Genomic DNA, 13,243 nt, shown 5'->3' with positions numbered 1-13,243 from the left:
AACACCCACCCTCTCCCATTTATGGGAACTCTGATTCTAAAAGTGGCTCACTTTTGAAGTGATCGCTCTGGCTCAATTTATTATTGACAAAAACAAAAAGATCGAAACGAAAAATTTAAGCTATATGAACAGTTTCATGTGCAAGAGTATTGGATTGTTGATCCTTTGTATAAAACAGTTGAAGTATTTGGATTGGAGGATGGTTTTTTTAAAAAAAGAGAGGCATTTGGAGAAAATGACACAATTATATCTTTCCTATTTACGGATTTTTCTCTCGAGGCGAAGCGATTATTTTTTCAATAAAAAGGAAGCCAATAACCGCATAACAAGCGAATTGGGCAGCCTTTTTCTTTTTATCGTTTAAGCCGCGACGTCGCGTTTTTGGAGCGTCCACCATGTCACCGCATTAAAAACAGAATGAGCTTTAAAAATTTGATAACCAATATTTTCAGTTCGTGTCTTTCGTTTTGTTTTGTTTTCTTTTCATGAATAAAAGAATTATGAGGAAGCCAAGCAAAATAAGTGTAATCCATAAGGAAATGGAATAAGCCTTTTTAAATAGTTGAATAGTCCACGCTGGTGCCCAAGCATCCTCCCCTAGTAACCAATATGCGACCACATTTGAAATTCCAATACCCTCTGTATTTGGCTTCAGCGATTGATAATAATTAAGTGCTAAACTAATACTGCAAACTACGGATACGAAAAAAAGTGCAGTAATTGTAATAAGGAGTGTTTTAGATAAATCTTTTGTTCTTTTATGGAACAAATGAGTAAAAACTAAAAGAGCAGGTAGCAAAATATAATAAAAATAAAGTTCTGGATTGAACATCATTTCACTCCTAATTTTTTAAAATTATACTCTTGTTGTTAGTGGGGCAAGAAGCTTATCGGATTTGGATTGCTCGTTATCGATGTTCCGTATGCCACAAGACGATGACCGTGCTTCCAATATTTTTTATTCATAATTTTAAGAAATTAGTTCTGAAATAGTGTGTTACAAAGTAGTGAAAATTGTCCAACTACAGAACCTTATTTTTTATCGTCCTTCGTTACTTTTGAAAGTTTAAAAATACCAACTAACAGACAAATCATACTTCCTGCCCATAATGCCCCTGATTCACCTAAAAGAAGGGAAATTTCTTCTGACGACATGGGATGATTAATGCCAAAAGAAATGGCTTTTAATGCCAAGTATACTGCACTAGAGAACGATACAAAATGCACGAAAATCCAAAGAAATGCTGCTCTTTGTGCTCGATTCCTTCTCCAAAGAAAAATTACTGTAATAATTGCAATGAGCATTATTGTGGAAAAACCAACAATTAACATGTTCATCACTTCTTCTTCCAAAGGCAGATGCCGATGCATGTTAAGAACACCTCACATAATAGATAAATGAACTCGTAGTGCTAGTTGAGAACTAGCACTACGAATATTATGCATTGTTCCTCTCCCTTTAAAAATTCATTATACGGATTCAAAGCACTAAAAAATCTTAATATTAAGAAAATGAACAAGAGAGCTAGGTGTACAACATATGCGTGTTATTTATCTTTTGCTACGAAAAATCCCGTCATCCCCACGACAAAGCTTGGTGCCAAACTCCAAAGGAAAAATCCCCACCTGTTTGTCAATAAGGAAATGACTAAGAAAATCAACGGCACGAACAACATTACTCCTATGGCAATTTTCTGATTTCTGATATCGATTCATTCGGCTTCCTCCTTTCCCCTCCATGCCCTTACTGACCGTTTCTCTCCTTTGGCGAGTGTTGGTCAAGGGCGAATCCGATGCCATCATCCTCTTTGAATACCTTAAAAAGGAATTCAAAAAGGTCTTTTCATAGATTTTTTGACACTACCCGAATTATACTCCTACTTTCTTTCTTCTTCACCGCCAACTTGTGTCGGAACCCCGCCATTTTTTGACGGTACGCCCGCCAATTTTGGCGGACTAGAAAAAACGCCCTCATCCATCCGATGAGGACGTTAACAACATATAATGCTCTGGAATGAGCCCTAATTGTTTTGCTTTTTCCACTGCTTCTATCCGAGAAGATACACGCAATTTTAAAAAAATACGCGATAGCTGTCTTTCTAGGCTCCGCTGGCTCATGCAGTGCTTTCTTGCAATCTCTTTATTGCTTAAACCGTTGGCAACCTCTATCAATATATTTTGTTCAAACATGTCGAGCGCGATATGCTCCACTTCTTCTCCCGTCCTGGCTTTCACTTCGAAAAGCCGCAACTGTCGCAATACATGCACAGGAATGACTGCCTCATCTCGTAACGCACAGCGAATCGCTGTAATTAATTGCTCACTTGATGCGGTTTTACTGACAAAGCCTGTAATGCCTGATTCAATGAAATAATTTAAAAAAGGAACAATATCATATCCGGTATAGATGACAACTTTCGCATTCGGCTGTTTTTCGAGAATTCGTTTACTCAATTCGATACCGCTCATATCCGGCATACACCAGTCAAGTAAACATACATCATACGCACGTTGCTCGATCATTTGTTCTGCTTCGCTCGCAGATGTCGTAATGTCTACTTGAAAATCCCCTTCACATTCAAGCACATTTTTCGTACCTTCACAAACAAGAAGATGATCGTCGACGATTAAAATACGAGCCATGCTTCTCTCCTTTCCATACGTCTATAATGGGATGGTGACCGTTATCTCTAATCCAGATCCATGCGATGAATCGATTTTGCATGCTCCACCTAATCCTTGCACACGCTCTTTTATTCCAAATAATCCTAAATTACCATGATGATCATTTAATTTTTCCATCTCTATTCCTATTCCATCGTCTACATAACGAAGTTGAACAGTCTCATCTTGCGCATCCAATACGAGGTGGATCGTTGATGCTTGAGAATGTTTCGCCGCATTGTTTAGTAATTCTTGTATAATCCGATAGATGACTAGCTCCTGCTCTTCTCCTAATTGGACTGGTATGTGAACATTCCATTTTACTTTTATATTCGTACGTAAATGAAATCGGTCAATAAGCTGTGTGATGGCTTGTTTTAGTCCCATTTGACTCAAAAATGGCGGTCTTAATTCATGGCATATTTCTCTTGTTACATCAATGACATCGAGGATTTCCTCTTCAATATCGTTTAGCTGTTTTTGCATATCTTCCACGCACATAGGTTGAACAAGCAAGTTTTCCACTTTTCTTCTTAACAAAATTAAATCTTGAAGCAATGCATCATGCAAATCGATTGCAAGTTTTTTTCTTTCCCTTTCTGACCATTGGAACATCAACCGAGTAAACGAAACCGAATGTTTTTTTTCTTTTAAGCGTTCTAACTCTTTCAATAACTCCTCCACTTTTAACATGTTTTCCATCGTCATGCTCGTATAATAAACAATGGTAGATAGCCAGTCTTTTTGATCGGTGCGAAAGGAAAGAGGTCGTTTCTTTTTCCCTACTAACCATAAAGATGTCTCATGAAACGAACCGATAAACACGACAAATAAGGAGCGATGTTCAATGACGCGACCAATCGAAAGTGGAGCACCATTTATTTTTTGGACGATATTCGCCCAATGTGCTTCATTGTACTCAAAAGAAAGCGGTTCGTTTATGGACTGCATTACCTCTATTTTTTCCACATCCAAAATTTCTTGCAATTCCTTTTCCAAACAATACATGGCTCCTTCTACTGTACGCTGTTTTTTCAGTTGTTCACTTATGCGATACAAACTCTCTTCATAAAAATGTTTTTGCATCCGTAATTTTGTCCGCCATTTGCGGTCTAACCATTCTTTTATGTAAAAAGTAGAAAGGACGATGATGTAAACGACAGAAAATAAAACAACAAGTTCAGCCCATTTGCTAGAGCGATGGATCCATTGATTGTACACAAGCATTATAAAAAAAGATGGGAATAATGCGAACAAACCGAGATACTTCAACCGCCCGATGGAAAATGGCAGTTGAAACAGTTGATCTGTTGCCATTAAATAAAAGAAAGCGATCGGTAAGGCGAAAAGAAAGCTAACCGTTAATTCCGCTGGCAATATCCATTTTTTCATTACTAGCATAGGAAGAACATAAAAGAAAAGAAATGGAATCGTCGATAAACTAATTGCAAATACAATTCCTTTTATCGTATGTTGCTGTTCATCTTTTTTTAGAACAACGAATCCTTTTCCTAACAAAGCAAAAATGGTAACCACGTTGATAAAAAATGCCGTCAATAGCACTTCCGTTTCACTTATCGAACGAAACCGTATAGACATCAGTGAAATAATAAACATCACAACGTTAAACCCATAAAGGGAAAAGACGATTTTTTTCGCAAACCATATCTTCTTTTCTTTTTCAAAATAGTTGTAAACAAAATGCAAAAATAGCGGAGGCAGCATGAAAAATACACCGCTGAATATTTGCCTTCCAAACGACGCATGTTTCGCTGATAAGCTGGCACTAATATAACAAAGCCCTGCCGATAACAACAAGTAAATCAGCACGGTCGCCGAGTTATCATCTGGCCGCAAACGAAGCAAAAACACGCTTAAACGAACAGCGAATAGAAAAAAACCCGTCGGCAAAATAATATAATACAACCACTGTTCCGTTCCATGCGCTTGATGGTCAACCGTCAATGTTTGGATTTGATTTTCTCTCTGAATCGTTATTGTTTTCGCTTGTTCAATTGTTTTGTATTCCCGTACAGTAAAATGGGAGAGCGGAGGCTTTCCATCTACTTTTAACACTTGATCATGAATATGAATCCCATGTTTTTTTGCCCAGCCAAACTCGTAAAGGTCGTTAACAATCATATCACCATTCTTGTTTTCTACTACATCCATGCCGATCAATGGGTGATTCACATTTAAAACAGTTAAATATAGCGCTAAAATCGAAGCAACAATCATCGCGATGACTGGTCGTTTCATTGTGATCTACATCCAATATCTAAGCGGATGAATCGATTCGCTAAACGCCTTTATCACCGCTTTTCCCTCTAACTCACTTAAACCAATTAAGCTCACTGTACCATTTTGTAATTTTTCGACGATTTCCGGATGTTCGACTAAAAAACGAATGATTTGTTGCATCACAATTCCCCTCCAACATTACAAAATCATTGTTTTCAGTGCGGATTTATGCTTATCATCTACATCTAGTTTTTCGATTTCTTGCCACGCTTTTTCCTTGTAAATTTGGCTCATCACTTTCGCATAGTAAATCGCTCCTTCCTGTTCCATTTGCTGAAGCGCTTTTTCTTTTTGGACATACATCCGCTCGTAGTCTATATCGTTGTTGAAATACTGCTTCCATAAGTTATCGTGCTTGCTTTCGAGCATATACAAAATCGGAAGTGACTTTTTCTTTGCTTGAATATCCGCTTTTTTATCCCAGTTGTATAGCGCATCAAGATCATTGTCGATTTGTGCTGCAATACCGATGTAGCGAGCATATGTTTCAATCGCTGCGATGTCCTCTTTCCCTGCTAATAATGCTCCGATGACACAAGCCATCGCAACAAGAGAGCCTGATTTTTTCTCTACCATTTTTGTATATTCTGCTTCTGTCTGTACGTCACACTCCACATCGAGTTGTTGTCCATGTACACCCTGAAGCAAGCAAGACGTAACATATGACAGTGCTTTTAATTTCTTTTCATCAGCAATGTGTGAATGAGCAATTACTTGCTGACCTAATAACAAAAACCCAATCGCAGTATGTACGGTAATCGCATCATCTTTTAACCGATCTTGATCGACTACATCATCAAGTAAATCGCCAGCAAGCACGATCAATTCAACAGCTGCGGCGATAGAAATGAAGGGATGTTCTTGTTTTGAAAACATGTTATAGTGCAAATAGGCTAATCGACCAAAAACTAAATCGCTCTCTTTCATATGTTCCTCAATTGCCACGAGCATGTGTGCTTTCAGTTGCGGTTCCGACATAAATTGTTCCAAGATTTCTTTCATTTGCTTCGCTATTTTTTCTTTTTCACTCATCCTATCGCACCTTACACAAATATTTACAAATAGGGAATATTCGACAAGTTCAATGAAATTCCTTCATGAAAAATAAAAAGACTTGTCCAAGATTGTGACAAGTCTTTTGTATCGCTTGCTATCCGATAGAACGATTAGCATTACAATAAAATTCTATACTTGTTGAAATCGTATATGTTGCACCATGATAGGAATATTTCCCGGACACAGTAATGACATATGTGCGACCACCATCAATTAATTCCGCATTATATCCTGTCTGTGTCCACGTCCCACTGCCAGACACTTTTGAGGAGATCGATTTAACTCCCGAAAACAGCTGTCTTTTATGGACATCACTATACTGAGTTTCAAAAGTTCCTGTCACATACAAAGTTTGAACGGTTTGTCCAACTTGGATCGTTGTTGTTTTTGTCTTTGAGGCAATCGATTGAGGCGTAATCGTCCCTGATTCTTTTAAGGAATTATGATTCGAAGTTGCCAACGAATCTTTTCCTATGCCAAATAAAACTCCTCCAACAAGCATTACCGTTGCTGCTATATTGATCAATTGACGAATCATTTTAAAAATTCCTCCCTTCGTTTTGATAGCTTGATTATACTTCACTTTTTCCACTTCTTCACCGCCAACATAGTGTCGGACCCGCCATTTTTTGACGGTTCGCCCGCCAATTTTGGCGGACTAGACAAAAAACGCCCTCACCGATCCGACAAGGACATAAAAACCCCCATCCAATGCTTATGCATTAGATGGGGGATTCGTCTTATCCGCGCAATGTGGCGCCGAATTGTTGTTCGACCGCTTTAATCACTTGTTCGTGAACGTTTGTGACTTCTTCATCTGTTAATGTCCGCTCTGGGTCGTAGTAACGGAGCGAGAAGGCGAGCGATTTTTTCCCGTCTGGAAGACGGTCGCCTTTGTAGACATCGAAAATCGATACGTCTTTCAATAGTTCGCCGCCCGCTGCGATAATCGCTTTTTGCAACTCACCCGCGACGATATGCTCATCAACAACAAGAGCAATGTCGCGCGTAATCGACGGGAAGCGTGGAATCGCCGTATAGCGAATGTCGGCTACTTCCGCTTTTAATAACGCTTCAAGATCTAACTCAAATACATACGTTTCTTTCAAATCAAATTGTTTTTGCACGTTCGGATGAAGCTGACCGACAAAGCCGATTGTCTTATGATCTAATAAAATTTCTGCTGTACGCCCTGGATGAAGGTGCTCGCGTTTTGCTTGCTTATATTCGATACGATTCTCTAATCCTAGCAACGCAAACAAACCATCTAAAATTCCTTTAACGACATAGAAGTCAACTGCTTTTTTCTCCCCTTGCCATAAATGGACGTGCCATACGCCTGTCAAAACGCCCGCGAGACGTTCTTTTTCGTTTGGCAATTCGTTCTCGCCGTTAGCTAAATATACCGAGCCGATTTCGTATAGGGCAACGTTTTCGACTTGGCGAGCACGGTTGTAGCTTGCTGCTTCCAATAAGTGCGGTACTAAGCTTTGTCGTAAGACGCTACGCTCTTCGCTCATCGGAAGAGCAAGACGGATCGGTTGCGCTGTTTCAAGCGCAAACATCGTCGCTTTTGCTTCGTTTGTAAGCGAGTACGTAATCGCTTGGAACAAGCCCGCATCTTCTAAATAACGGCGCACGTGGCGACGCTTTGCTTGATATGGCGTGAGTTTCCCAGGCTTTGCCTCGCCGATCGGCAATGTTGCTGGCAAATGATCGTATCCGTATAAACGCGCCACTTCTTCAATGATGTCTTCTTCAATCGCAATATCGCGGCGGCGCGATGGAACAGCAATCGTAAACGTCCCGTTATCTTCTGTGAATGTAAATTGCAAGTTCGTTAAAATGCCTCCCACTTCTTCTTTCGTAATTGTTGTGCCAAGCACGCGATTGATACGATCTAACGTAATCGTAACGACGACTTCTTTTTTTGTTAGCGTGTTGACTTCGACAACGCCGCCAACGACTTCGCCGCTAGCATATTCCGCCATTAACGCAGCTGCGCGGTCAAGCGCTTCTTTCGTGCGCGCTGGGTCAATGCCTTTTTCAAAGCGTGTGCTCGACTCGCTGCGCAATCCGTGATCTTTGACCGCTTGGCGAATCGTCGCCCCGTTAAAATATGCCGCTTCAATAAATACGTTTACTGTTTCATCACATACTTCCGAGTTCGCGCCGCCCATCACACCGGCTAAAGCGACAGGCTCTTTGCCGTTTGTAATGACAAGATGATCTTCTGTCAGCGTCCGCTCTACATCGTCGAGCGTCTCGATCGTTTCACCTGCTTTCGCGCGGCGAACGACAATTTCTTTTGAACCGAGGCGGTCGTAATCAAACGCATGAAGCGGCTGGCCGTACTCAAGTAAAATATAGTTCGTAATATCAACAACGTTATTATGCGGTCGAATGCCGGCTGCCATTAAACGCGCTTGCATCCAAAGCGGAGATGGACCAATTTTCACGTTTTTCACAATACGTCCCGCATATAACGGATTGTCTTCTGGTGCATCGACACGTACAGAAATATAGTCATGAACACTTTCATTGTTTTCGTGAAGTTCGATTGCCGGCAACTTCACGCTCCGTCCTAAAATAGCCGCTACTTCATAAGCAACGCCAATCATACTTAAACAATCGGCACGGTTTGGGGTTAATCCTAATTCTAACACTTCGTCATCCAAGTAAAGTAGTTCTAACGCATCAGCTCCGACCGGCGCATCGCTTGGGAAAACGAAAATGCCATCAGCGTATTCTTTCGGCACTAATTTTGATTCCACGCCAAGTTCTTGTAACGAACAAATCATGCCGTTCGATTCCTCACCGCGCAATTTGGCGCGTTTAATTTTGAAATTGCCAGGTAATACCGCACCAACTTTCGCAACGGCAACCTTTTGTCCTTTTGCGACGTTCGGCGCCCCGCAAATAATTTGCACCGGCTCCCCTTCGCCAATATCGACAAGACATTTGCTTAATTTATCAGCGTTCGGATGTTGTTCACGCTCAAGTACATGTCCGATGACGACACCTTGTATTCCTTTATTGCGCACCTCGACGCTTTCAACTTCAATACCTGCTTTCGTGATGCGATCGGCTAATTCTTTTGCTGTAATACCTGTTAAATCAACATATTGTTGTAGCCATTTGTATGAAACGAACATCGCCAACCCCTCCCTTTTACACTCGATTAAATTGTTGTAAGAAACGAATGTCGTTTTGATAAAAATGACGAATATCATCAATGCCGTATTTTAACATTGCAATGCGCTCCGGACCCATACCGAACGCAAAGCCTGTATATTTTTTCGAATCAAATCCTGCCATTTCGAGTACGTTCGGATGAACCATCCCCGCCCCTAAAATTTCAATCCAACCTGTTCCTTTACATACGTTGCAGCCGTGCCCGCCGCAATTTGCACATGAAACGTCGACTTCAACAGACGGTTCTGTAAATGGGAAAAAGCTTGGGCGGAAGCGGATGTCACGATCTTCGCCAAACATTTTGCGCGCAAATTCACGTAACGTTCCTTTTAAATCGCTCATGCGAACGTTTTCGTCTACAACAAGCCCTTCGATTTGTGTAAATTGATGGGAATGTGTTGCGTCATCGTTGTCGCGGCGATACACTTTTCCTGGGCAAATGATTTTTACAGGACCGCGCCCTTCATGTTTTTCCATCGTTCTTGCTTGCACGGGTGACGTATGCGTGCGCAACAAAATCTCCTCAGTGATATAAAACGAATCTTGCATATCACGCGCCGGATGACCTTTTGGCAAATTGAGCGCTTCAAAGTTGTAATAATCTTGCTCTACTTCTGGACCTTCAGCAATCGTATAGCCCATGCCAATAAATAAATCTTCAATTTCTTCAATGACGCGCGTTAACGGATGATGGTTGCCGCGTCTAATCGGACGCCCCGGAAGTGTCACGTCAATCGCTTCAGACGCCAACTTTTTCTCGACTTCTTCTTGTTCAAGCGTTGCTTGCTTTGCCTCTAACGCTCGTTGAATCGCTTCACGCACATCGTTGACAAGCGCTCCCATAATTGGACGCTCTTCAGGCGATAGCGCCCCCATCCCGCGTAGCACTTCTGTAATTGGGCTTTTTTTGCCAAGATATGCGACGCGCACGTCATTGAGCGCTTTTAAATCATTTGCCTGTTCAATTTTTTCAAGTGCTTCTTGTTGAAGCTGTTGTAACCGCTCTTTCATGAAATACCCTCCCTTGTTATGTATAAAAATAAAAAACTCGCCCCTTAAGTAAGGGACGAGTGCACTCGCGGTACCACCCTTGTTAGCTATGCAATCAGCATAGCTCACTCCATTCAGATAACGGTCTACACCGGAACGCCTTTACATTTTGCATGCGCAAAATGGTCCAAGCGCCAACTCCCGAGGTGAATTCACTTGCTTCAACCATAAAAACGCTCGCAGTCTATGGCGTTTTCTCCCTGAATGGCGATCGGCAAGCTACTCTTCTCGATCATCGTTTTTTGTATGATGAAATTCTTCATTTATTATAAGCAAATGGGGAATAACGTGCAAGGTTGCGTTTATTTTTTCTGCAAATGGTAAAGTAAAATCCCTGTTGCAACGGCTACGTTTAACGATTCTGCCTTCCCGTAAATCGGCACATATAAATTTGTTGCCGTCTGTTGTAGCCACTTATCGCTTACTCCACTTCCTTCATTTCCAACAATTAATGCAAACGATGAAGAAGGAGGTACAGAACGATAGTCTACCCCATTTTGAAGTGATGTTCCATAAATAGGGATATGCTTGTTTTGAAAGCGGGCGATCCATTGCCCGATGTCTCCTTTTATAACAGGGAAATGAAATACCGAACCTTGCGTGGCACGAATCACTTTTGCATTGTATATATCTGCGCTTCCTTCTCCGACAACAACAGCGTCTATTCCAGCGGCATCTGCGGTGCGAATGATCGTCCCTACATTTCCCGGATCTTGTACGGCATCAATGAACAACGCCGTTTGTATATCATCAATGTTCCAATGCAGTTGTTTACATACTGCTGCGATGCCTTGCGGTGTTTCTGTATCGCTAATTGCTTTCATCACGTCATTTGTCACGATCGTCATCGGAATATGCGCAACGTTCCAGCTTGCTGGAATAGTCGCATGTTCAGCGATGATGATTTCTTCAATATGAACGCCACTTTTGATTGCCTCTTCGACTAAATGAAATCCTTCAATGAGAAACAGATTAGTTTTGTCGCGTCCTTTTTTCGTTAAAAGCTTTTTCCATTGCTTCACTCGCTCATTTTTCGGTGATTCAATTCGTTTCACTCGTTGTTCCCCCAATGTTTTGCGATAAATTCATCACGTCCAGATGCCGCACGATCTTCTTTGTAATGTTTTGGATTTTTTTTATGGTAATTTTGATGATAGTCTTCTGCTGGATAAAACGTTGTCGCCGGTAAAATTTCCGTCACAATCGGCTTAGAAAAACGTCCGCTTTCTTCTAATTGTTTCTTCGACTGTTCAGCTAACATTTTTTGTCGCTCATTATGATAAAAAATCGCTGTTCGATATTGTGGACCACGATCGTGAAATTGTCCACCGTCATCCGTCGGATCAATTTGACACCAATATAACTCTAACAATTTTTCGTACGGAAACACATCTGGATCAAACGTAATTTGCACTGCTTCGTAATGTCCTGTCGTTCCTGTTTTCACTTGTTCGTACGTCGGATGTTCGACATGACCACCTGTGTATCCAGAAACAATGCCGTAAATGCCATCAAGTTCTTCAAACGGAGTGACCATGCACCAAAAACATCCGCCCGCAAATGTTGCTTTTTCCATTTTCCTCTCTCCTCTTTGATGAATAGTAATTATCATTATAGCAAAAACTACGTACGCAATACATAAAGAATGGAGTGAATCAAATGGACTTTAATTTACGTGGTGCCGTCATGGCAAACGTCGCAAACAGCTCAAAAGACCAATTAGAACATACGATCGTCGATGCGATTCAACAAGGCGAAGAAAAATATTTACCTGGTCTTGGCGTTTTATTTGAAGCGTTATGGAATCACGCAACAGAGGAACAAAAACAATCAATGCTTGCTACATTAGAAGAAGCCGTAAAAAAATAGCCTTCGCGTTGAAGGCTATTTTTACATTATTGCCCCCTATTCATGTGACAAACGAAATGCATATTTTGTTGTCGATGAATACACTTCTCCTGCTCTCAATATGCAAGATGGAAAATGGGGATGATGTACCGCATCTGGTAACGCTTGTGTTTCTAAACAAATGCCTAAATATTTTCGCGGTGGTATACCGTTTATCGTTTCTTCATTAGGAAGCTGATTCCCTGTGTACACAACTACCGCTGGTTCGTCTGTTTCGACAATCAATGTTCGCCCACTTTCCCTGTCGCATAAAACAATTTCTTCATCATGATGGGTATTGAGTATAAATGGATGATCGTATCCTTGACCAACGAGAAAAATTTGCGGATCTGTTGAATCGATGACTTCTTTTAGCACTTTTCCTTGACGTAAATCAAAAAGTGTACCCGCTACATCTTTTATTTCTCCAGTCGGGATAAATTTATGATCTAACGGTAAAAAGCGGTCACTTTTTATTTTTAATTCATGTTGCAAAATATCTCTTTTTGCATTACCGCTTAAATTAAAGTACGTATGATTTGTTAATGTAAGCGGAGTGTCTTGATCCGAAATGGCATGGTAAGAAATGATGAACTCATTTTGATTATTTAGCGTATATGTGACTTGTACATTAACATTTCCTGGATATCCTTCTTCTCCATCAATACTTCGATGTGAAAAACGTACACCGACTTCTTCTTTTTTTGAGAATCCTGCTGCTTGCCAAATAACATGATGAAAGCCTTTCTCTCCACCATGTAGATGGTTTTTGTTTTCATTTGCATACAGCTTATATGTTTTCCCATTTAATTCAAAACAACTATTTTTTATTCTTCCTGCTACCCTCCCGATGACAGCTCCTAAATATGGACGGTTTGTCAAATAAGAAGAAAAATCATCAAATGCTAAAACAATATTTTCATAGTTTCCGTTTTTATCAGGCACGAGTATGTTTGTAATAATACAACCATAGTTTAAACAAGTGATTTCCATTCCATGATCATTTGTAAGCGTAAACGCGATAATCGGTTGATCATTTATTTTTGTTCGTTGTTCTTGTACAAGTCTCATGTTTATTCCCCTTTTGAAC

The 13,243-nt window shown here is 40.6% G+C and carries 16 protein-coding genes and 1 other annotated feature; of the genes, 2 read left to right on the top strand and 14 right to left on the bottom strand.

The features are described from left to right. Positions 1 to 138: 138 nt before the first annotated feature. Positions 139 to 303 (top strand): hypothetical protein, encoded by a 165-nt coding sequence (locus HNR43_RS05970; RefSeq protein ID WP_425486522.1) that lies wholly within the window; start codon positions 139 to 141, stop codon positions 301 to 303. On the opposite strand, the gene HNR43_RS14270 is transcribed toward HNR43_RS05970, so the two are convergent. From HNR43_RS14270 to msrA, 13 genes are all read right to left on the bottom strand, one after another. Next, a complete protein-coding gene (locus HNR43_RS14270) occupies positions 260 to 394 on the bottom strand; it encodes a hypothetical protein (protein WP_281380355.1) in 135 nt (44 codons plus the stop codon). The two genes, HNR43_RS05970 and HNR43_RS14270, sit on opposite strands and share 44 nt — an antisense overlap. A 54-nt stretch (positions 395 to 448) precedes the next feature. Then, on the bottom strand, positions 449 to 832 hold the full coding sequence (locus HNR43_RS05965; RefSeq protein ID WP_183242123.1) for a hypothetical protein: 384 nt from the start codon (positions 830 to 832) through the stop codon (positions 449 to 451). Positions 833 to 1,032: 200 nt separating this feature from the next. Next, positions 1,033 to 1,371, bottom strand: coding sequence for a hypothetical protein (locus HNR43_RS05960; RefSeq protein WP_183242122.1), 339 nt, complete (start codon positions 1,369 to 1,371; stop codon positions 1,033 to 1,035). Positions 1,372 to 1,551: 180 nt separating this feature from the next. After that, positions 1,552 to 1,716: a hypothetical protein gene (locus HNR43_RS05955; RefSeq protein WP_183242120.1), complete on the bottom strand. Its 165-nt coding sequence runs from the start codon at positions 1,714 to 1,716 to the stop codon at positions 1,552 to 1,554. Between the two features lie 255 nt (positions 1,717 to 1,971). Then, complete coding sequence (locus tag HNR43_RS05950; protein WP_183242118.1) at positions 1,972 to 2,643, bottom strand: response regulator transcription factor; 672 nt, start codon at positions 2,641 to 2,643, stop codon at positions 1,972 to 1,974. A gap of 21 nt (positions 2,644 to 2,664) precedes the next feature. Continuing rightward, complete coding sequence (locus HNR43_RS05945) at positions 2,665 to 4,923, bottom strand: ATP-binding protein (protein ID WP_183242116.1); 2,259 nt, start codon at positions 4,921 to 4,923, stop codon at positions 2,665 to 2,667. Positions 4,924 to 4,929: 6 nt separating this feature from the next. Further along, positions 4,930 to 5,085 (bottom strand): competence pheromone ComX, encoded by a 156-nt coding sequence (gene comX / locus HNR43_RS05940; RefSeq protein ID WP_183242144.1) that lies wholly within the window; start codon positions 5,083 to 5,085, stop codon positions 4,930 to 4,932. A gap of 18 nt (positions 5,086 to 5,103) precedes the next feature. Then, entirely contained in the window at positions 5,104 to 5,997 is an 894-nt protein-coding gene (locus tag HNR43_RS05935) for a polyprenyl synthetase family protein (RefSeq protein ID WP_183242114.1), read from the bottom strand. A 118-nt stretch (positions 5,998 to 6,115) separates the two neighbouring features. Then, entirely contained in the window at positions 6,116 to 6,613 is a 498-nt protein-coding gene (locus tag HNR43_RS05930) for a hypothetical protein (protein WP_042895469.1), read from the bottom strand. A gap of 148 nt (positions 6,614 to 6,761) precedes the next feature. Next, a complete protein-coding gene (gene pheT / locus HNR43_RS05925; protein WP_183242113.1) occupies positions 6,762 to 9,176 on the bottom strand; it encodes a phenylalanine--tRNA ligase subunit beta in 2,415 nt (804 codons plus the stop codon). 16 nt (positions 9,177 to 9,192) lie between these two features. Further along, a complete protein-coding gene (pheS, locus tag HNR43_RS05920) occupies positions 9,193 to 10,227 on the bottom strand; it encodes a phenylalanine--tRNA ligase subunit alpha (RefSeq protein WP_183242111.1) in 1,035 nt (344 codons plus the stop codon). 48 nt (positions 10,228 to 10,275) lie between these two features. Next, positions 10,276 to 10,511, bottom strand: a binding site (T-box leader). Between the two features lie 57 nt (positions 10,512 to 10,568). After that, positions 10,569 to 11,321: a TrmH family RNA methyltransferase gene (locus HNR43_RS05915; RefSeq protein ID WP_183242109.1), complete on the bottom strand. Its 753-nt coding sequence runs from the start codon at positions 11,319 to 11,321 to the stop codon at positions 10,569 to 10,571. Further along, positions 11,318 to 11,842 carry a peptide-methionine (S)-S-oxide reductase MsrA gene (msrA, locus tag HNR43_RS05910; protein WP_183242106.1) on the bottom strand — a complete coding sequence of 175 codons (525 nt, stop codon included), beginning with the start codon at positions 11,840 to 11,842 and terminating at the stop codon, positions 11,318 to 11,320. Before msrA ends, HNR43_RS05915 begins: the two co-directional genes overlap by 4 nt. An 83-nt stretch (positions 11,843 to 11,925) precedes the next feature. Here msrA and sspI point away from each other — a divergent pair, with 83 nt between their 5' ends. After that, the gene (gene sspI / locus HNR43_RS05905) at positions 11,926 to 12,135 is read left to right on the top strand and encodes a small acid-soluble spore protein SspI (protein WP_032100298.1); all 210 of its coding nucleotides are present in this window, start codon (positions 11,926 to 11,928) and stop codon (positions 12,133 to 12,135) included. Positions 12,136 to 12,171: 36 nt separating this feature from the next. Here sspI and HNR43_RS05900 read toward each other — a convergent pair whose 3' ends face one another. Beyond that, on the bottom strand, positions 12,172 to 13,224 hold the full coding sequence (locus tag HNR43_RS05900) for an aldose epimerase family protein (protein WP_042895462.1): 1,053 nt from the start codon (positions 13,222 to 13,224) through the stop codon (positions 12,172 to 12,174). Between the last annotated feature and the right edge of the window lie 19 nt (positions 13,225 to 13,243).

The sequence above is a fragment of the Anoxybacillus mongoliensis genome, assembly GCF_014201515.1.
Taxonomy (GTDB): domain Bacteria; phylum Bacillota; class Bacilli; order Bacillales; family Anoxybacillaceae; genus Anoxybacillus; species Anoxybacillus mongoliensis.
This window is presented reverse-complemented; position numbering and strand designations above follow the sequence as displayed.

Bases quoted from the DNA above. Each gene is read 5' to 3' on its own strand.
- comX (WP_183242144.1), bottom strand. From the start codon at position 5,085: ATGCAACAAATCATTCGTTTTTTAGTCGAACATCCGGAAATCGTCGAA.
- HNR43_RS05935 (WP_183242114.1), bottom strand. From the start codon at position 5,997: ATGAGTGAAAAAGAAAAAATAGCGAAGCAAATGAAAGAAATCTTGGAA.
- HNR43_RS05950 (WP_183242118.1), bottom strand. From the start codon at position 2,643: ATGGCTCGTATTTTAATCGTCGACGATCATCTTCTTGTTTGTGAAGGT.
- HNR43_RS05960 (WP_183242122.1), bottom strand. From the start codon at position 1,371: ATGCATCGGCATCTGCCTTTGGAAGAAGAAGTGATGAACATGTTAATT.
- HNR43_RS05945 (WP_183242116.1), bottom strand. From the start codon at position 4,923: ATGAAACGACCAGTCATCGCGATGATTGTTGCTTCGATTTTAGCGCTA.
- sspI (WP_032100298.1), top strand. From the start codon at position 11,926: ATGGACTTTAATTTACGTGGTGCCGTCATGGCAAACGTCGCAAACAGC.
- pheT (WP_183242113.1), bottom strand. From the start codon at position 9,176: ATGTTCGTTTCATACAAATGGCTACAACAATATGTTGATTTAACAGGT.
- pheS (WP_183242111.1), bottom strand. From the start codon at position 10,227: ATGAAAGAGCGGTTACAACAGCTTCAACAAGAAGCACTTGAAAAAATT.
- HNR43_RS05900 (WP_042895462.1), bottom strand. From the start codon at position 13,224: ATGAGACTTGTACAAGAACAACGAACAAAAATAAATGATCAACCGATT.
- msrA (WP_183242106.1), bottom strand. From the start codon at position 11,842: ATGGAAAAAGCAACATTTGCGGGCGGATGTTTTTGGTGCATGGTCACT.
- HNR43_RS05955 (WP_183242120.1), bottom strand. From the start codon at position 1,716: ATGAATCGATATCAGAAATCAGAAAATTGCCATAGGAGTAATGTTGTT.
- HNR43_RS05965 (WP_183242123.1), bottom strand. From the start codon at position 832: ATGTTCAATCCAGAACTTTATTTTTATTATATTTTGCTACCTGCTCTT.